The sequence below is a fragment of the Pseudomonas sp. PvP089 genome, from assembly GCF_017875165.1.
In the GTDB taxonomy this organism is placed as follows: Bacteria; Pseudomonadota; Gammaproteobacteria; order Pseudomonadales; family Pseudomonadaceae; genus Aquipseudomonas; species Aquipseudomonas fortuita.
Genome location: NZ_JAGGME010000001.1, coordinates 1,200,557 through 1,218,896, shown reverse-complemented (window position 1 = coordinate 1,218,896; position 18,340 = coordinate 1,200,557). Strand labels below are relative to the sequence as shown.

18 protein-coding genes are annotated in these 18,340 nt (G+C 62.4%); 6 read left to right on the top strand and 12 right to left on the bottom strand.

The features are described from left to right. Positions 1-51: 51 nt before the first annotated feature. A complete protein-coding gene (locus J3A71_RS05605) occupies positions 52-1,362 on the bottom strand; it encodes a HAMP domain-containing sensor histidine kinase (RefSeq protein WP_016488934.1) in 1,311 nt (436 codons plus the stop codon). Continuing rightward, entirely contained in the window at positions 1,352-2,035 is a 684-nt protein-coding gene (colR, locus tag J3A71_RS05600; protein WP_016488935.1) for a two-component system response regulator ColR, read from the bottom strand. Before colR ends, J3A71_RS05605 begins: the two co-directional genes overlap by 11 nt. Before the next feature lie 183 nt (positions 2,036-2,218). Between colR and J3A71_RS05595 the strand changes: the two genes are divergently transcribed. Then, positions 2,219-2,947, top strand: a complete 729-nt coding sequence (locus J3A71_RS05595; protein WP_096426720.1) for a phosphatase PAP2 family protein — start codon at positions 2,219-2,221, stop codon at positions 2,945-2,947. A gap of 185 nt (positions 2,948-3,132) precedes the next feature. Here the strand turns inward: J3A71_RS05595 and groL are convergent, their stop codons facing one another. From groL to J3A71_RS05570, 5 genes are all read right to left on the bottom strand, one after another. Continuing rightward, entirely contained in the window at positions 3,133-4,776 is a 1,644-nt protein-coding gene (gene groL, locus J3A71_RS05590) for a chaperonin GroEL (RefSeq protein WP_016488937.1), read from the bottom strand. Between the two features lie 48 nt (positions 4,777-4,824). After that, positions 4,825-5,118 (bottom strand): co-chaperone GroES, encoded by a 294-nt coding sequence (locus tag J3A71_RS05585; protein WP_016488938.1) that lies wholly within the window; start codon positions 5,116-5,118, stop codon positions 4,825-4,827. A gap of 244 nt (positions 5,119-5,362) precedes the next feature. Beyond that, a complete protein-coding gene (locus J3A71_RS05580) occupies positions 5,363-5,824 on the bottom strand; it encodes an FxsA family protein (protein WP_096426721.1) in 462 nt (153 codons plus the stop codon). 67 nt (positions 5,825-5,891) lie between these two features. After that, positions 5,892-6,623 carry a HugZ family protein gene (locus J3A71_RS05575; protein WP_023047346.1) on the bottom strand — a complete coding sequence of 244 codons (732 nt, stop codon included), beginning with the start codon at positions 6,621-6,623 and terminating at the stop codon, positions 5,892-5,894. Positions 6,624-6,714: 91 nt separating this feature from the next. Then, complete coding sequence (locus J3A71_RS05570) at positions 6,715-7,725, bottom strand: DUF481 domain-containing protein (protein WP_016488941.1); 1,011 nt, start codon at positions 7,723-7,725, stop codon at positions 6,715-6,717. A gap of 151 nt (positions 7,726-7,876) precedes the next feature. Between J3A71_RS05570 and J3A71_RS05565 the strand changes: the two genes are divergently transcribed. Continuing rightward, positions 7,877-8,230 (top strand): MGMT family protein, encoded by a 354-nt coding sequence (locus tag J3A71_RS05565; protein ID WP_016488942.1) that lies wholly within the window; start codon positions 7,877-7,879, stop codon positions 8,228-8,230. A gap of 43 nt (positions 8,231-8,273) precedes the next feature. Continuing rightward, complete coding sequence (locus tag J3A71_RS05560) at positions 8,274-9,821, top strand: AmpG family muropeptide MFS transporter (RefSeq protein ID WP_016488943.1); 1,548 nt, start codon at positions 8,274-8,276, stop codon at positions 9,819-9,821. Positions 9,822-9,952: 131 nt separating this feature from the next. Here the strand turns inward: J3A71_RS05560 and J3A71_RS05555 are convergent, their stop codons facing one another. The 3 genes from J3A71_RS05555 to J3A71_RS05545 form a co-directional block, all read right to left on the bottom strand. Continuing rightward, positions 9,953-11,197 carry an MFS transporter gene (locus J3A71_RS05555; RefSeq protein WP_096426722.1) on the bottom strand — a complete coding sequence of 415 codons (1,245 nt, stop codon included), beginning with the start codon at positions 11,195-11,197 and terminating at the stop codon, positions 9,953-9,955. A gap of 188 nt (positions 11,198-11,385) precedes the next feature. Continuing rightward, positions 11,386-12,228: a mechanosensitive ion channel family protein gene (locus tag J3A71_RS05550; RefSeq protein ID WP_016488945.1), complete on the bottom strand. Its 843-nt coding sequence runs from the start codon at positions 12,226-12,228 to the stop codon at positions 11,386-11,388. A gap of 114 nt (positions 12,229-12,342) precedes the next feature. Then, positions 12,343-12,828 (bottom strand): YajQ family cyclic di-GMP-binding protein, encoded by a 486-nt coding sequence (locus J3A71_RS05545; protein ID WP_016488946.1) that lies wholly within the window; start codon positions 12,826-12,828, stop codon positions 12,343-12,345. Positions 12,829-12,928: 100 nt separating this feature from the next. On the opposite strand from J3A71_RS05545, the gene J3A71_RS05540 reads away from it, so the two are divergent. The 3 genes from J3A71_RS05540 to J3A71_RS05530 are packed head-to-tail and all read left to right on the top strand — an operon-like array spanning position 12,929 to position 16,477. Then, on the top strand, positions 12,929-13,846 hold the full coding sequence (locus J3A71_RS05540) for a putative 2-dehydropantoate 2-reductase (protein ID WP_209952700.1): 918 nt from the start codon (positions 12,929-12,931) through the stop codon (positions 13,844-13,846). 38 nt (positions 13,847-13,884) lie between these two features. Further along, on the top strand, positions 13,885-15,909 hold the full coding sequence (locus J3A71_RS05535; protein WP_016488948.1) for an ATP-binding protein: 2,025 nt from the start codon (positions 13,885-13,887) through the stop codon (positions 15,907-15,909). 1 nt (position 15,910) lies between these two features. Further along, a complete protein-coding gene (locus J3A71_RS05530; RefSeq protein ID WP_016488949.1) occupies positions 15,911-16,477 on the top strand; it encodes a cob(I)yrinic acid a,c-diamide adenosyltransferase in 567 nt (188 codons plus the stop codon). A gap of 141 nt (positions 16,478-16,618) precedes the next feature. On the opposite strand, the gene J3A71_RS05525 is transcribed toward J3A71_RS05530, so the two are convergent. Both J3A71_RS05525 and J3A71_RS05520 read right to left on the bottom strand, forming a co-directional pair. Next, positions 16,619-17,563 (bottom strand): Nudix family hydrolase, encoded by a 945-nt coding sequence (locus J3A71_RS05525; protein ID WP_016488950.1) that lies wholly within the window; start codon positions 17,561-17,563, stop codon positions 16,619-16,621. Then, positions 17,560-18,192 (bottom strand): glutathione S-transferase family protein, encoded by a 633-nt coding sequence (locus J3A71_RS05520; protein ID WP_209952699.1) that lies wholly within the window; start codon positions 18,190-18,192, stop codon positions 17,560-17,562. Before J3A71_RS05520 ends, J3A71_RS05525 begins: the two co-directional genes overlap by 4 nt. Positions 18,193-18,340 lie beyond the last annotated feature (148 nt).

Here is an 18,340-nt window from a genome sequence, read left to right as displayed (position 1 = left end):
TCACGCCAATGTGAAAAAAATGTTGCCCTCCCTTTGACCTGTTACAAGCCATTACTCGGCCATGGCGTTCAGGTCGCCTTTGCCCGTGGTACTGCTCAGGTCTACCTGGAAACGGCAACCATGCGGCAAGGTGGATGTCAGGGTGACACGCCAGCCTTGGTCATCACAGATCCGCTGTACCAGCGAAAGCCCCAGCCCCAGGCCCTCGCCGCGCCGCTCATCGCCGCGTACGAACGGCTTGAACATGGCCTCGCGCTGCTCTTCGGGAATGCCCACACCGCTGTCCTCCACACTGAAACCGTTGGCTTCCAGGCTCAGGCGGATGTAGCCGCTGTCGGTGTAGTGCGCAGCATTACGCAACAGGTTACCCATCACTGACTGCAGGAAAGTGGCGTTGTACAGCACCGGGCTTGCGCTGACGCGGCCATCGAAGTACAGGGTAAGGCCCTTCTGCTCGATGGTATCGCGCCACACGCCGATAAGCTCGTCGGCCACTTCGCGAAGGGTCGCCTGCGAAGCCACCGCCCCCTCGTCACGCTGCGCCCGCGCCAGCATCAGGAAGGTCTTGACCAGTTCGCGCATTTCTTCGGTGGCCCGCGCCACGCGCTCCACCTGGCTACGCGCGCGGGCGTCGAGGTTGGGGTTCTCCATCAGCAGTTCGCAGGACGTGGCCAACACCATCAAAGGCGTACGCAGTTCGTGGCTGACGTCACTGGTGAACAGCCGTTCGCGGGTCAGTGCGTCGCGCAGACGGCCCAGGGTGTCATCGAAAGCCACTGCCAACTGGCCAACTTCGTCCGCGGCATAGTCCGGTGCCAGCGGCGGGGCCAGGCCCAGCAGCTGGTCACGGTGGCGTACCTGGCGAGCCAGGCGGATCACCGGCGCCATCACCCGGCGCGCCACCAGCCAGCCGAGGATAACGGCCAGCACCAGGCTGAGCACGAAGCCCACCACCACCACCGCGAACAGCACGCGCTCGCGTTCTTCGAAGTCGCTCTGGTCCTGCAGCAGCACATAACGGCGGCCATCGACGATCTCGACCATGGCGTGGTACGACAGCTGGTCGCGAAACACCTCGTGAAAGCCCCGGTCGAGGTGGCGCAGGTCTTTGGGCAGCTCGAAGTCGTCACGCCCGCCGCTGAAGTAGAACAGCTGATCGGGGCGTGGCCGGTGGCTCCAGTCGCTGACGCTGTCCATGCGCAGCAGGCGCTGCAGGTCACCGCCCAATACCGAGGAAATCAACCGCTCTTCGACCAGGTGCACAGTGGCAACGATGCCGAAGGCGAACGCCCCGGCCACCAGCGCGCTCATCAAGGCAAAGGCGATGATGATGCGCTGGGCAAGGCTTTGCTTAAACTCCATCGCGACCCTCGGCGAGGCGATAGCCGACGCCATGGACGGTATGCAGCAACGGTTTTTCAAACGGTTTGTCGATCACCTGACGCAGCTGGTGTACATGGCTGCGCAGGCTGTCGCTGTCAGGGCAGTCGTCGCCCCACAAAGCCTCTTCCAGCACTTCGCGGCGCAGTACGTGCGGGCTTTTCTGCATCAGCACTGCCAGCAGCTTGAGACCGACCGGGTTGAGCTTGAGCAAGCGCCCCTGACGGGTAACCTCCAGGGTGTCGAGGTCGTAGCTGAGGTCGGACACCTGCAGCGTGCGGCGCCCACCGCCCTGGGCACGGCGCAGCACCGCTTCGATGCGGGCCGCCAGCTCCGACAGGGCGAACGGCTTGAGCAGGTAGTCGTCGGCACCGGAGCGGAAGCCTTGCAGGCGGTCGTCCAGCTGGTCGCGGGCGGTAAGCATGATCACCGGCGTGTCGCGGCGGGCGTCCTCACGCAAGCGCTTGCACAGGGTGTAGCCATCGATGCCGGGCAGCATGATGTCCAGCACGATCAGGTCGTAGTGTTCGGTGGCCGCCAGGTGCAGGCCGGACAGGCCGTCCTGGGCGCAGTCGACGGTATAGCCCTTCATGCCCAGATAATCGGCCAGGTTGGCCAGGATATCGCGGTTGTCTTCAACCAAAAGAATGCGCATCGGTTTCTCCTGTGCGGCGCTTCTCGCTGTGGTGCGCGGCAGGCGCAGCTTAAGGCCAATGCCTGCATGGTGCCAGCCCCAAGCAAAATTCACAGCACTTGACGGTTTTTTCACTGATCCTTCACGGACACAGGATAGCGGGCGGCCGACAATGCCCGATCTTTTTCGTGCCCTGGAGCCGTCATGCAGCAACGAACCCGCCCTCGCCCGATCAATTACTGGCTGTACCTCGGCATACCCTTGGCGACTGCGCTGGCCTTGATCCTGCTGGAGCTGACTTCGGTCGACATGGATGTGGCCAACCTGTTCTTCGATCCCGCTGCCCGGCAGTTCATTGGCCGCCACAGTTATCTGCTGGAAAACATCCTGCACGACCGGGTCAAGCAACTGGTGATCTTGCTGGGTGTGTTGTCGCTGCTGACGTTTGCCGCCAGTTTCTTCTGGAAGCGCCTGTTCGGCTGGCGCCGCGAACTGGGCTGCCTGGTGCTGGCCCTGGGCCTGTCCACAGCCTTTGTCACGCCGCTGAAAAAGGTGACCCAGGTGCAGTGCCCGTGGAGCCTGACCCAGTTTGGCGGCACGGAAACCTACAGCAAGCTGCTGGAGCCGCGTCCGGCCACCGACAAGCCTGGGCTGTGCTGGCCGGGTGGGCATGCAGCTACCGGGTTCTGCCTGTTTGGTGTGTTCTTCATGCTGCGTGATCGCAAGCCGCGGTTGGCACGGGTGGCGTTCGTAGTGGCGCTGATAGCCGGATCAGTGCTGGGTGTGGGGCGGATGATGCAGGGGGCGCACTTTTTGTCGCACAACGTGTGGACGGCCGTGTTCTGCTGGTTGATCGGGTTAGGGTCGTATTACCTGGTTCTGTATCGGCGGGGCGTGGTGGAAGCGCCATCTGTCGAACCTAGCGTCGCCTGACAGAGGGGCCGCTTTGCGGCCCATTCGCAGCACAAGGCTGCTCCTACAAGGTTACGCGTCGGTGCCGGACTGTACGCGATACCTGTAGGAGCAGCCTTGTGCTGCGAAGAGGCCCTCACAGGAAAATGAAAAGCCCCGGTTCTCACGAACCGGGGCTTTTTAATGGTGCAGGGGGTAAGGCTGGCTTACATCATGCCGCCCATGCCACCCATGCCGCCCATATCTGGCATGCCGCCGCCAGCTGGGGCTTCGCTCGGAGCGTCAGCAATCATGGCTTCGGTGGTGATCATCAGACCGCCGATCGAAGCAGCAGCTTGCAGGGCCGAACGGGTGACCTTTGCTGGGTCCAGGATACCCATCTCGATCATGTCGCCGTATTCGCCGGTAGCAGCGTTGTAACCGTAGTTGCCGGAACCTTGCTTGACCTTGTCAGCGACAACGCTTGGCTCGTCGCCGGCGTTGGCAGTGATCTGGCGCAGCGGCGCTTCAACAGCGCGACGCAGCAGGGCGATACCGACGTTCTGGTCTTCGTTGTCGCCTTTCAGGTCAACGATTGCGTTCAGGGCGCGAACCAGGGCAACACCACCGCCAGGCACTACGCCTTCTTCAACGGCTGCACGGGTAGCGTGCAGGGCGTCTTCAACGCGGGCTTTCTTCTCTTTCATTTCAACTTCGGTGCCGGCACCGACCTTGATCACGGCAACACCGCCAGCCAGCTTGGCCAGACGCTCTTGCAGCTTCTCACGGTCGTAGTCCGAGGAAGTCTCTTCGATCTGGGCACGGATCTGCTTGACGCGTGCCTGGATGTCATCTTCAACGCCAGCGCCGTCGATGATGGTGGTGTTTTCCTTGGACAGGATGACGCGCTTGGCGTTACCCAGGTGCTCCAGGGTAGCGGTTTCCAGGGACAGGCCGATTTCTTCGGAGATGACCTGGCCGCCGGTCAGGACAGCGATGTCCTGCAGCATGGCCTTGCGACGGTCGCCGAAGCCCGGAGCCTTGACAGCAGCAACCTTGACGATGCCGCGCATGTTGTTGACTACCAGGGTAGCCAGCGCTTCACCTTCAACGTCCTCGGCAACGATCAGCAGAGGGCGGCCGGCCTTGGCAACGGCTTCCAGAACTGGCAGCAGCTCACGGATGTTGGAGATCTTCTTGTCGACCAGCAGCAGCAGTGGGCCTTCCAGCTCGGCAACCATGGTGTCCGGCTTGTTGACGAAGTACGGCGACAGGTAGCCGCGGTCGAACTGCATGCCTTCTACAACAGACAGTTCGTTATCCAGGCCCGAGCCTTCTTCAACGGTGATCACGCCTTCTTTACCGACTTTTTCCATGGCTTCGGCAATGATGTTGCCGATGGAGTCGTCAGAGTTGGCGGAGATGGTGCCTACCTGAGCAATGGCCTTGGAATCGGCGCATGGCTTGGACAGGTTTTTCAGCTCGGCAACAACGGCGGCGGTCGCCTTGTCGATGCCGCGCTTCAGGTCCATCGGGTTCATGCCGGCAGCGACGGCTTTCAGGCCTTCGTTGACGATGGCCTGAGCCAGAACGGTAGCGGTGGTGGTGCCGTCACCGGCAGCGTCGTTGGCCTTGGAAGCAACTTCCTTGACCAGCTGGGCGCCCATGTTTTCGAAGGCGTCTTTCAGCTCGATTTCTTTGGCGACGGAAACGCCGTCCTTGGTGATGGTTGGCGCGCCGAAGCTCTTGGCCAGTACCACGTTACGGCCTTTCGGGCCCAGGGTCGCTTTTACAGCGTCAGCCAGTACGTTGACACCAACCAGCATTTTCTTACGAGCGGAATCGCCAAACTTTACGTCTTTAGCAGCCATGATCGTTTAATCCTTGAAATTCTTTGGAGTAACGGGAAGTCGGGGAAATCAGCCTTCGACAACGGCGAGGATTTCGTTCTCGGCCATGACCAGCAGGTCTTCGCCATCGACTTTCACGGTGTTGCTGCCCGAGTAAGGGCCGAAGACCACTTTGTCACCCACTTTCACGGCCAGCGCGCGAACTTCGCCGTTGTCCAGGATGCGACCGGTGCCGACGGCTACAACTTCGCCGCGGTTTGGTTTTTCAGCGGCCGAACCCGGCAGGACGATACCGCCAGCGGTTTTCGATTCTTCTTCGCTGCGACGGATGACTACGCGGTCATGCAGAGGACGAAGCTTCATTGTCGATCTCTCCCAAATTGTGGTTTTCATCGGCCGGTATCGACACCGGCGGGTTGATGCTGTCCGGCGTTGCCGGGAAGTGGCCCGCGTTGGGCGAACCACTTGTGTAATGTCTGGTGTTGCCACCAGAAACCTTGCGGTGACCACATACATGAGGCCGCCATAATCAATTACAAGGCTAGGTACACAAAATTTTTCATCAGGCCGAAAAAGACCGGGGCCGCTTTTGCGGCCCCGGTGCGTTCTACTTGTCGCGGCGCTCGTACTCGCCTTCGATCACGTTCGGGCGATGGCCGCCCTCACGCGGCTGCGCCTGGAACGGGTCGTCCTGGAACGCTCGCTGGCGCATGGCCTGGGCCTCGGCACGCTCGCGCATCTTGCGCGCAGCCAGATGACGGGTGAACGGCAGGAGGCACAGCAGGCCGAGCACGTCGCTGATGAAGCCTGGCAACAGCAGCAGGCCGCCACCAACGGCCAACATCATGCCCTGGAACATGTCTTCGGCGGGCAGTTCACCGCGCTGCAGGCTCTCACGGGCACGCAATGCGGTGGCCAGCCCGGCCACCCGCATCACCAGCACGCCCAAGGCGGAGCCGGCGATGATCAGCAGCAGCGCCGGGAAGAACCCGATCGCGGCACTGACCTTCACGAAGACGAACAGCTCCAGCACGGGAAACAGCAGAAACAACAGTAGAAAAGCACGCATCAAAGCAATCCTCGTTGGAAGACAACCTTCCTGTAAGACCTACAGATGGATGCAGATGCTCGGTTTTTCAACCCTCGACCTGCGCCGCAGTGGGCCACTGGTCAGCGCGCGCCAGCAAAACAAGGGCTTCGCGGACTTGTGTCGGCGTATTGCAAATACTGGGAAAAGGCAACCAGTGCACCGCCTGGCCAATGCGCAGGTGCATGCCCTCGCTGTCCACCCCGGCCATCTGCGCCGGCACATGCTGTGGCAGGTCGGTCAGCGCTACATAGTGGGCGATGGCGTTGGCATGATCGCTGTTCATGTGCTCGACCATGCTCGCCTCGGCTTTGCCGGCGAACGGGTTGGGCAAGGTCACCTGGTCGAGCCAGTGGATCGCGCCAAAGCCGCCAATGTAGCGGTGACGCACGGGCTGCAATACCCAGAAGTCGAAGTCGTGGGCCTTGTGGTAGTTGGCCGCGTCCGGGAAATAGCGGTAGTAGCGCTCGGCAGCCGCTTCCACAGTGGCCTCGTCGACCAGCTTGTGCGCCTCGGCCATCACGGTCAGGCGCCCTACTGCCTGCACATCCTCGGCCTCGCGCTCACCCACCAGCAGCGAGCACTTGGGGTCTTTCTGCAGGTTGTGGGTGTGCTGGGCGATGCGGCTGATCAGGATCAACGGGTTACCGTCGGCGTCAAGGCAATACGGCACGACCGAGCCGAACGGGTAGCCCGGCATTGACTTGGAATGGGTCGAGAGCACGCCGCGGTACTCCTTGAGCAGCAGTTCCCGGGCTGGGCGGATGGCGTTGGTACTCACTTGAGGGCAGCTCCTGGCGGACTGGGAGGGGGACAAGATAAGCATTATCACCCAATGCTGCCAATGGGGCTGCTGTGCAGCCCCCGGCGATTTACCAGGTAACGCCGAAGCCAGCGGTATAGCGGGTCTTGTCCAGGTCACTTTCACGCGTGCCGGTGATAATGTCCTTTTCAGCCTTGAGGTTGAGCGAGGCCCACTCGGTGACCTTGTAGCGCAGGCCAACTTCGGCATCCAGCGAGTAGTCGGCCACGCCACCCAGCGGCTTGGCGAACTCGCCGTTGGTAAACAGCTGCACGTTCTTGCCGATCAGGTAGCGGGTGTAGTCCCACTTTACCGCTGCGGAATAGAAGTTGTCCTTGCCGCCGTCCTGGTACTCGAAGTCGGTGCGGTTGATCAGTGAACCCAGCGAGAACGCCCCCAGTTCATCGTCCCAGAACTGGTAACCCGGGCCGGTACCGACAGTGCGCTGACGGGCCAGGTCTTCGATGCGGTCACGCTTGTATTCCGCACGCCCCTGCCAGAACCACTTCTCGGTAATGAAACGGTCCAGTGCGTACTCGGCGCTCCAGTTGTCGGTAGTGGTGACGTCGTCCTTGGTCTCGCGGTTGTATTCGCCTTCGGCATTGTGCCGCCAGCGGCCATGGCGAGCGGTGGTCTTGAAGCCTACGTCGTAATCGTCGGTGTCGTTCTCGGCGCGCTTGTAGTCTAGCGCCACATCGACGTTGCCTTTCCACACGAAGTCCTCGACCAGCGGTTTGGGCTTCATGATCTGCTCGATGCTGGCCAGTTCCACAGTCTTCGGCGCCTCGCCGTTGGCCAAGGTCACCTTGCCGGGCTCTGCGGCTTTCAGCGACTTGGCTTTTTCACCGGTGTAGGCGTCTTGCTTGACCAGCATTTCCTGGTCGCTTTCCAAGGTCTGGACTTGTTTCCAGTCCAGCGCAATGGACCCACCGTATGGGGTTTCCAGCAGCAGCTTGCCGCCGTCGAAGACTTTGATCTTGCCACTGAGCCGGTCACCGTTCTTCATCCATACGGTGTCGGCCAACACCGGAGAGGCGCACAAGGAGGCAGCTAGCAGGCACAACAACGATCTAGAATACATAAGCGGGCTATGGGTTCGATTTGACAAAAAAGCCGGGCATTATCCAGATACCGACGGCCAGAGCAAGGACAGACCGAGCACATGGCGTTGAGTTCAACTCTCATTTGCCGGACCACCGGTCCAGTTTCATCTGCAGCCCAAGGGGGGCGTGATGTCTGATGGATATGAGCACGCACTGGGGAGTGCCGAGGGCCGACGAACGGTGTTGTACTCGGTACTCGGCCAAGTGCCGCCCGGCAAGGTGGTGAGCTACGGCCAACTGGCCGAGCTGGCGGGGCTTGGCCGCGCGGCACGTTGGGTCGGGCGCACCCTTGGGCAGCTGCCGGCAGACACCCGGCTGCCCTGGCACCGGGTACTCGGCGCAGGTGGCCGGCTGAGCCTGGCATTGGGTACGCCATCAGGGGATGAACAGCGGGCGCGATTACGCGCAGAGGGTGTGAATGTAGCCAACAATCGTGTGGATATGTCGCGCCATGGCTGGCGCCCAATGGAGCACAGCGGTTAGAGTGCGCGCTTTGTTTTCGTAAACTTGAGGCAGATGTTGGCCCATGCCCCGTAAAACCTGGCGCGCTGCGCTTGCTGCCTATGCCAGCCCGTCAACCTTGGTACTTTTGCTGCTCGGTTTCGCCGCCGGCCTGCCCTACATGCTGGTGTTCTCGACCCTGTCCGTGTGGTTGCGTGAAGCCGGCGTTGCCCGCGAAACCATTGGTTACGCCAGCCTGATCGGCTTGGCCTACGCCTTCAAATGGGTGTGGTCGCCGCTGCTGGACCAATGGCGCCTGCCGCTACTCGGCGGCCTGGGGCGCCGGCGCTCGTGGTTGCTGCTGTCGCAAGCGCTGGTGGTGGTCGGGCTGGTTGGCATGAGCCTGTGCGACCCGCAACAACACCTGTCGTGGTTGATTGCCATGGCGGTGCTGGTAGCGTTCGCCTCTGCCACACAAGATATCGCCGTCGACGCCTATCGCCTGGAAATCGCCGACGACCAACGCCAGGCCGCACTCGCCGCCAGCTACATGGCCGGTTACCGGGTGGCCGCATTGCTCGCCACGGCAGGCGCACTGTTCTTCGCCGAATGGTTCGGCTCCACGGGTTTCAGCTATTTGCACAAGGCCTGGGCCGGCACGTATGTGATGTTCGGGGTGATGATGCTGCCCGCCCTGTTCACCACGCTGGTCATGCGCGAGCCGCCAGTGCCCATGCGTACCCAATTGTCGGCAGCGCGCTATGGGCTGATGCACCAGCTGGCGTCGGTGTTCGTACTGATCATCCTGCTGGTGTCGGTACCCGCCAGCTTTACCCAGATGTTCAATACCGGCTGGTCCAGCGTCATTTCCGGTGATGCCACGCCGCTCGACCTGTTGCTGGAAGACCGCGCTTTCCTGCGCCTGATCCTCTATGTGCTGCTGAGCTGGGCGTGCCTGTCCAGCCTGGGCCGCCGGGGCCTGGCGCCGGTGCTGACCCCGGTCAACGACTTCATCACCCGCTATCGCTGGCAGGCCCTGCTGCTGCTTGGTCTGATCGCCACGTATCGCATGTCGGATACCGTGATGGGCGTGATGGCCAACGTGTTCTACATCGACATGGGCTTCACCAAGGACCAGATCGCCAGTGTCAGCAAGATCTTCGGCCTGATCATGACCTTGGTCGGCGCCGGGGTTGGCGGCCTGCTGATCGTGCGTTTTGGCATCATGCCGATCCTGTTCATCGGCGGTATAGCCTCGGCCGGCACCAACATCCTGTTCCTGATGCTGGCCGACATGGGGCCGAACCTGGAAATGCTGGTGGTGACCATCTCGCTGGACAACTTCAGCTCCGGCATGGCCACCTCGGCCTTTGTTGCCTACCTGTCGAGCCTGACCAACCTGAAGTTCTCGGCGACGCAGTACGCGCTGCTCAGCTCGATCATGCTGCTGTTGCCGCGGCTGATCGGCGGGTATTCAGGGGTTATGGTGGAGAAGTTCGGCTACCACGACTTCTTCCTGATCACCGCATTGCTGGGTGTGCCTACGCTGATTCTGATCGCCCTGCAGTGGCGCCAGGAAGCCGGGCGAGGCAAGCCGGTGGCAGAGGAAGGTTCAGCCGCTGAGCGGCCCTGAAAGAACTCTATCCCTGTACCGGCCCTTTCGCGGGTAAACCCGCTCCCACAGGTACTGCACAGCGCTCAAAGACGGTGCCGTACCTGTGGGAGCGGGTTTACCCGCGAAAGGGCCGGTACAGCCAACTGAATTTACTGAGCAACAGCCCCTTCCCCAGGCCGCCCACCGACGACAAAGCACAGCGGCCACAACGCCAATGCCCCCGCCACACCCGCCGCCATGGCAAAGTGCAACAAGCTGGCCCCGGCGCCGATCATCGCCAGCACCGCACCGCCCAACCCCAGCAGGGCAATGGTGATCATCCCCAGCATGGCCGAGACCAGGCCTTTGCTCTGTTCGCTGGAGAACAATGTCATGCGGTACAGCACAGCGTTGGCCACACCCAGCCCCAGCGCGTACAGCGACATGCCCGCCACCACACTGGTAACGCTCGGCCAGTACCAGGTCGCCAGCACCATCAGGCACAAGCCGGCCAGGTAAGGCCATAGCGCGCCACGCACCAGGGCCGGGAGTGGGTAGCGATCGGCGATGCGGTTGATGATCAGGTTACCGAGGATCAGCCCGCCAAACACCGGCAGCTGCCACAACGCATATTCCATCGTGCTCAGCCCCTCATCGTGGATGAGCAGCACCGGCGACAGGCCGATCCAGCCAATCAGCGGCAAACCGACCAGGCCCAACGCAGCGCTGCCAGCGACAAAGCGCCGGTTCGTCAGCAACTGACCGTAGCCCGCCAGCAGTGGCAGCAGGTGAATCGGCGTGAACGCCAGGCGCGAGCCGTCGCGGCGTTCCACACCGAGAGTCTCCGGCATCAGGCGGTACAACAGCCCCCACACCAGCACCGCGCCAATGGCAAAGGCCACGAACAGCCAGCGCCAGTCCAGCCACTGCAGCAGCAGGGTTCCCACCAATGGCCCAAGCAGGGGTGACAGCAAGGCGATGTTGGCCAGCAAGGCCATCATGCGCACAGCGTCAGCCTCGCTGAAGGCTTCGTTCAGGGCCGGGTAGCTGACTGTGACGACAAAGCCGAGGCCGATGCCCTGCAACAGGCGCAGCAAGTTGAATAGGCCAATGTCGTGAACCCAGAAGGTGGCCAGACAGGCCAGGCCGAAAAACGCGCAGCCAACCAGAAGCAGCGGACGCCGGCCATAACGGTCGGCCAGTGGACCGATCAGCCATTGCAGCACCACGCCCCCCAACAGATAGAGGTTCAGGGCATGGGGGATGTAGTCGGGGCTGGCGTTCAGGTCGCCCACCACCACCGGCATGGCCGGCATGACGGCGTCGCTGGCCAAATAAGTCAGCAGCTCGAACAAGGCCAGGGTCAGGCCGAACAACAAGGCGCGCAGCGGGGTGATGTACAGCAGTGGTTTCATGATGGCATATCGGGTGTGGCAGGTGGGGCCAGGGTATATGCCAGAAAAGTCGAGCAATTGCTGTGAACAAGTGTAAAACCGGGGCCGCTTCGGGGCTTGCCCGCTTCCACAGAGGTCAAGCAATCCCTGTGAGAGCGGGCAAGCCCGCGAAAGGGGCACGCAGCGGCCCCTTTGATGACAACGCGGTACTACTGCGTGGCCGTTTCCTGCACCACACGAATCACCCGCTGCGGAAACGGAATGTCGATCCCCTCGGCTTTCAGGCGGTCACGCGCCTGCTCGTTGAGCATGAACATCACGTCCCAGTAATCGGACGTCTTGGTCCACAAGCGCAGCGAGACGGTAATCGAGCTGTCGCCCAGCGTCGCCACTACTGCCTGCGGTGCCGGGTCGGGCAGAACACGCGGGTCCTTTGCCAGCTCCAGCAGCACGTTGCGGGCCTTCTGCAGATCGGCCTCGTAGTCCACACCCACATCGAATACCACCTTGCGGGTAGGCTGGCGGTTGGTGTTGGTAATGATGCCGTTGGACAGGCTGCCGTTAGGCATGATCACAGTCTTGTTGTCACCGGTACGCAACACGGTGTGGAAGATCTGGATGCTGTCGACTGTCCCGGCAACGCCCTGCGCCTCGATCCAGTCACCGATGCGGAAGGGGCGGAACATCAGGATCAGCACACCACCGGCAAAGTTCGCCAGGCTGCCCTGCAAGGCCAGGCCGATAGCCAGGCCCGCAGCACCGATAGCGGCCACGAACGAGGTGGTCTCGATGCCAATCATCGAGGCCACGCTGACCAACAGCAGCACCTTCAGCACGATGTTCGCCAGGGTGCTGATGAAACCCTGCAGCGCCAGGTCGGCGTTGCGCAAGCCCACCAGCTTGCCGAGGCGTGCGCTGACTTTGTTGATGATCCACCAGCCCACCGCCAGGGTCAGCAGTGCCAGCAGCACACGGCTGCCGTACTCCATGATCAAGGGGATCCAGGTCTGGGATTGGCGGACGAGCTGATCGACTTCAGCGTTCAAATCCATATTCATCTCCTGATGCCGAGCGGCAAGTACACGGTAGAACAGGCTGCGCGCATTCACACAGCCCCGGCCCCCATGGACATCATTGCGCCATCGGGGTTCCGGCCCGCAACCGCATCAATCGCGGAAGTTGTTGAACTGCAGCGGCATGTCGAATTCCTTGGTGCGCAGCAGCGCAATGGCTTCCTGCAGGTCGTCACGCTTCTTGCCGGTGACCCGCACCTGCTCACCCTGGATGGCGGCTTGCACTTTCAGCTTGCCATCCTTGATGGTGGCAACGATCTTCTTCGCCAGGTCTTTGTCGATGCCTTCGCGGAATTTGGCTTCCTGCTTCTTTTCCTTGCCGGAAGGGTACGGGTCCTTGGTTTCCAGGCACTTCACGTCGATCTTGCGCTTGACCAATGCAAGGCGCAGGATTTCCAGCATCGCTTCGAGCTGGAATTCTTCCTCGGCGGTGAGCATCACGGTCTGATCTTTGTCCTTGAACTCAAAGGTGCCCTTGCCTTTCAGGTCGTAACGGCGATCAAGTTCCTTGATGGCGTTATCAACGGCGTTCTGCACTTCGTGCTTGTCCAGTTCCGATACCACGTCGAACGAAGGCATGGTTGTTCTCCCAAAATAAAAGCGCGCTCAGGCTGAAGATGGAGCGCGCTGGGTTTGACGGTTAAAATGCGGACTCATTATAACGGGTTGCGAAACGCATATGAGCAGCACCTGGCATATTCTCGGCGCCGGTAGCCTGGGCAGCCTATGGGCCTGCCGCCTGGCGCGCACAGGCAAGGCAGTGCGCCTGATCCTGCGTGACGGGCAACGGCTGCAGGCTTATCAGCAGGCTGGCGGCCTGACACTGGTCGAACAGGACCACTCCCAGCACTACGCCATCCCTGCCGAAACCGCGCAGGCACAGGGCCCCATCCACCCCCTGCTGGTGGCCTGCAAGGCCTACGACGCAGCCCCGGCGATCGCCAGTGTGGCAGCGCGTCTGGCCGAGGGGGCCGAAGTACTGTTGCTGCAAAACGGCCTGGGCAGCCAGGACGAAGTGGCCGACCTGGTGCCCCACGCACGCTGCATCTTCGCCTCCAGCACTGAAGGGGCCTTTCGCGAGGGGGACTGGCAGGTGCGCTTTGCCGGCCACGGTTTCAACTGGCTGGGCGACCCACGCAACCCGACAAAACCCGCCTGGTTCGATGACCTGCACCAAGCCGGCATACCCGCCGAGTGGACGGTCGATATCCTCACCCGCCTGTGGCGCAAGCTGGCGCTCAACTGCGCCATCAACCCGCTGACCGTGCTACACGAATGCCAGAACGGCGGGTTGCTTGGGCACCTGGCTGAAGTCGATGCGCTGTGCGCCGAACTGGTCCAGTTGCTGCGGCGCTGCGGCCAGCCGCAAGCGGCAGATGAGCTCAGCGAAGAAGTGCAGCGGGTGATCCTTGCCACCGCAGCCAACTACTCTTCCATGTATCAGGATGTGCGCGCGGGCCGACGCACCGAGGTGCACTACCTGCTCGGCCATGCCTGTCGGGCGGCCGGGCGCCACGGCCTGCAACTGCCACAGCTTGAACACTTGCTGCAGCGCCTGGTCGATAACTTGCGCATGCGTGGCTTGCCCTGCGACTGACGCGCCCCTTTCAACCGGATACGGACATTGCCTAGCCCATGACCTTGCGCCAACGCCTGGAAAACCTCCCGGTCGGGCAGAAGCTGCTGGCGGCCCTGCTGGTATTGCTGGTGACCATCCTGCTGGTGGCCAACCTCACCTTCATTAGCGCCGCCTACTGGATCACCCAGGAAAGCATGGCGCCGCAGGCACTGCAGACCATCGGCCGGCTGGTGGCCAACCCGCAGCTGGCGGCCCGCGCTGGCGACACCCCGGAAACCGCCAGTGCCCTGCTCAAGGAACTGGACAGCTACACGCCGCTACGCGCCGCCGCTGTCTACGGCGGCGACGGGCGTATGCTGGCACAGCTGCAGCATGGCGAGCCGCTGGCCCTGCCCAAGCGTTTTCGCAACATAGACGGCTGGCGCCTGATGGAGTTTCGCAGCACCCAGCTGATCCGCATACCGCGCGACGCCAACCCGCCTGCACACCTGCTGCTGGTGGCCAGCAGCGAGCTGCCCATGGCGTTCTACACCGGCACACTGAGCGCCAGCCTGGGCATACTGGTGTTCAGCATCCTGCTGTGGATTGTGGTCGCCCGGCAGATAAAACGCCTGATCACCCAGCCGATCAACCAGCTCGAAGAGCTCAGCCGCCAGGTCACCCGCGAAGAGAGCTACGCCTTGCGGGCCAAGCGCGGCAACGACGACGAAATCGGCAGCCTGGCCGAAGCCTTCAACACCATGCTCTCGCGCATCGAAGGCCGCGAGCAGCAGCTAAAACGCGCACGAGACGAATTCCAGAGCGCCTACGACCAGGCCCAGGGCCTGGCCGAGGAAACCCGCCATACCAACCGCAAACTTGAGTTGGAAGTGCAGGTGCGCAGCAAGATCGAGAAAAAACTCACAGGCTTCCAGAACTACCTCAACAGCATCATCGACTCGATGCCCTCGGCGCTGATCGCCCTCGACGAACAGCTCTACGTGACCCAGTGGAACCACGAAGCCACGGTGCTTTCCGGTACGCCACTGGACGAAGCGCTGAACCAGCCAGTATTCATTGCCTTCGAGCCGCTCAAGCCGTTCTTGCCACAGTTGAAGGAAACCGTGGAAAAGCACCGCGTCGCGAAAATCGAGCGGGTCACCTGGCCCAAAGGCGATGACCTGCGCCACTACGCTTTGACCTTCTACCCCCTGACCGGCGGCGGTGGGCGCGGCGTGGTGATCCGTATCGATGACATTACCCAGCGCCTGTCGCTGGAAGAGATGATGGTGCAATCCGAAAAGATGCTCTCGGTCGGTGGACTGGCGGCGGGCATGGCCCACGAGATCAACAACCCGCTGGGCGCCATCCTGCACAACGTGCAAAACATTCGCCGGCGCCTGTCGTCCGAGCTGCCGCGCAACCAGGAGCAGGCCGAAGAGCTGGGCATCGACCTGGCCACGGTCAACCGCTACCTGGACAGCCGTGAGGTGCCACAGTTGCTCGATGGCATTCAGCAGGCCGGTGCCAGGGCAGCGAAGATCGTTACCCACATGCTCAGCTTCAGCCGCCGCAGCAACCGCCAGTTGGCGCCGTGCGACCTGCCGGCACTGATCGACCAGGCGGTGGAAATTGCTGGCAATGACTTTGACCTGGCCATCGGCTTCGACTTCAAGGGCCAGGCCATCGTGCGCCAATTCGACCCGGAGTTGGGCCCTGTGCCATGCACCGCCAACGAACTGGAACAGGTACTGCTCAACCTGCTGAAAAATGCGGCTCAGGCCATCCACGTGCGGCCACAGCCCAGCGAGCCCGGGCGCATCACCCTGCGCACCCGGCTGAACCCGCCATGGGCGGAAATCCAGGTCGAGGACAATGGCGTCGGCATGCCCGAGGCGGTGCGCAAACGCACCTTCGAGCCGTTCTTCACCACCAAGGAAATCGGCCAAGGCACCGGCCTGGGCCTGTCGGTTTCGTATTTCATCATCACCAACAACCACAAGGGGCAGATGGAAGTGCAGTCCACGCCCGGCCAGGGCACCTGCTTTACCCTGCGCCTGCCCCTTGGCCAGCCGGCGACACCGGCCAACACGGAGAAGTGACATGGGCTACCGCCTGTCGAAGATCTACACACGCACCGGCGACACGGGCGAAACCGGCCTGGGCGACGGACGCCGGGTGCCCAAAGACCACCCGCGGATCGAGGCAATTGGCGAGGTGGACAGCCTGAACAGCCAGTTGGGCTTGCTGCTTGCGGGGCTGGACGAGCAAGGCCTGGACGAGGTGAGCGCCGTACTGATGCCGTGTCAGCACCGCTTGTTCGACCTGGGCGGTGAGCTGGCGATGCCGAGCTACCAGGCATTGACCCTGGCGGAGGTGGAACGCCTGGAAGCAGCCATCGATGTGTGGAACGAAGAGCTGGGGCCGTTGAAGAACTTCATTTTACCCAGTGGTTCGGCGCTGGTGGCGCAAGCGCATGTGTGCCGCAGCCTGGCGCGCAGTGCAGAGCGACGTTGTCAGCAGTTGAATGCCGTGGAGCCACTGGAAGGCGTTGGGTTGGCGTATATCAACCGGCTTTCCGATCTGTTGTTCGTGGCGGCGCGGATCATCGGGCGGCGCCAGGGGGTGGATGAGGTTTTGTGGCAGCCTGCCGAGAAACCCAAAGGCTGATATTTCTGGGGCTGCTTTCAGCCCATTCGCGGGACAAGCCCGCTCCCACAGGTATCTCACTGCCCTGAGGTTCGGCGCATTACCTGTGGGAGCGGGCTTGCCCCGCGAATGGGCCGCGCAGCCGCCCCTGTTACAGGCAACTCACCTCTCGGGCCAGAACGCCCGGATCCCGGCAACACCCTGTGCCCCGGCTTCCCAGGCTTGCTCGCGCTGATCAGGCCCTACCCCACCCAGCAGGTAGACCGGTTTGTTGAACCCGGCTATCAACCGCTGCGCCTCATCCCACCCTAGCGGCACTGCCTCAGGGTGGGTCTGGGTCGCCTGCACCGGCGACAAGGTGACAAAGTCCACGCCCATCTGCTCCGCCAGCGCCAGCTCCTCGGCGCTATGGCAGGACGCTGCCAGCCAGCGCTCATTGGGAAATGGCCGGCCCTTGGCCGCGTACTTGCGCAGTTGCGCGGCCGTCAGGTGCCAGCCGGCCGCAGGGAAGTCACCCAGCCACTCCAGTGGCCCCTTGAGCATCAGCTGTGCCTTGCCTGCACACAGCCCGACTGCATCCACCGCGACATCGCGATACTTGGGGTCGTACATGTCCGGCGCCCGCAGCTGGATCAGGCGAGTACCGTTGGCCACCGCCTTCTGGATGCCCTTGAGCATCTGTGGCACTTCCAGGCCATCCGGGGTAATCAGGTACTGATCCGGCAGCCGCGCCGCAGCAACGATGGGCTTGTTGGCTTCAGGAAATTCATAGTGCGACAGATCCCGCGGGGCCACCCACTCCAGCGGCTGCCCTTCTGCGCCATGAGGTGCGCCCGTGAACGCTTCGACCTCGCGCACGTCCAGCAGCACCTGTTTGTCCGGGTAGTCATGGCTGACCTTGATCAGTGCACGCGAACGGGTCACCTCGATGCCCAACTCTTCGCGCAGCTCACGGGCCAGGGCCGCTTCAACGCCTTCGCCCTCTTCCACCTTGCCGCCGGGAAACTCCCACAGGCCGCCCTGGTGCTGGGTATCGGCCCTGCGTGCAATCAGAATGCGGCCGTCAGTACCTCGAATGACCGCCGCTACAACATGTATCCGTTTCACCCTTCACGCTCCGCCAGGCCGGCCTGCTGCCACGCCTGGAAGGCTGGCCACTGATAAATGGTTTCGATATAGGCTGCCGCCTCTGCCGGCACCTCCACGCGGTAGCTGCGCAGGCGCACGGCCACCGGGGCGAAGAAGGCGTCGGCCAGGGTCGGCTTGCCGAACAGGAACGGGCCGCTGTCCTTGGCCACCACGCGGCATTCGGACCACAGCGCGACGATACGGTCGATGTCGACCTGCACGTCCAGCGGCACAGTGTCGAGGGCCTGGTCACGCGACAGGTCGAACGGCATGGCCGCGCGCAGGGCAAAGAAACCGCTGTGCATCTGCGCGCAAGCCGAACGGGCCTGGGCGCGGGCGGCTGCGTCAGCAGGCCACAGTTGAGCGTCGGGGTGCTGTTCGTTGAGGTATTCGGCGATGGCCAGAGAATCGGCGATCACACCGTGCTCGCTCTTGAGCAACGGCACCTTGCCAGTGGAGGAAAATGCAAGGATACGCTGACGAGTATCAGGCTGGTTCAGCTTGATCACAGTTTCTTCGTAGGGCACGCCGGCCAGCTCGAGGGCCAGGGCGCCACGCAGCGACCAGGAGGAATACAGCTTGTCGCCGATGATCAGGTGATAGCTCATGGTTCGGCTCCATCAGGTTTGTATTGCAAAACCCGCAGGCTGCTGCGCAGCCTTTCGCGGGCAAGCCCGCTCCTACAAGGACCGCACCGCTCCTACAGGCCTTGCAAAACCTGTGGGAGCGGGCTTGCCCGCGAAGAGGCCTTCGGAT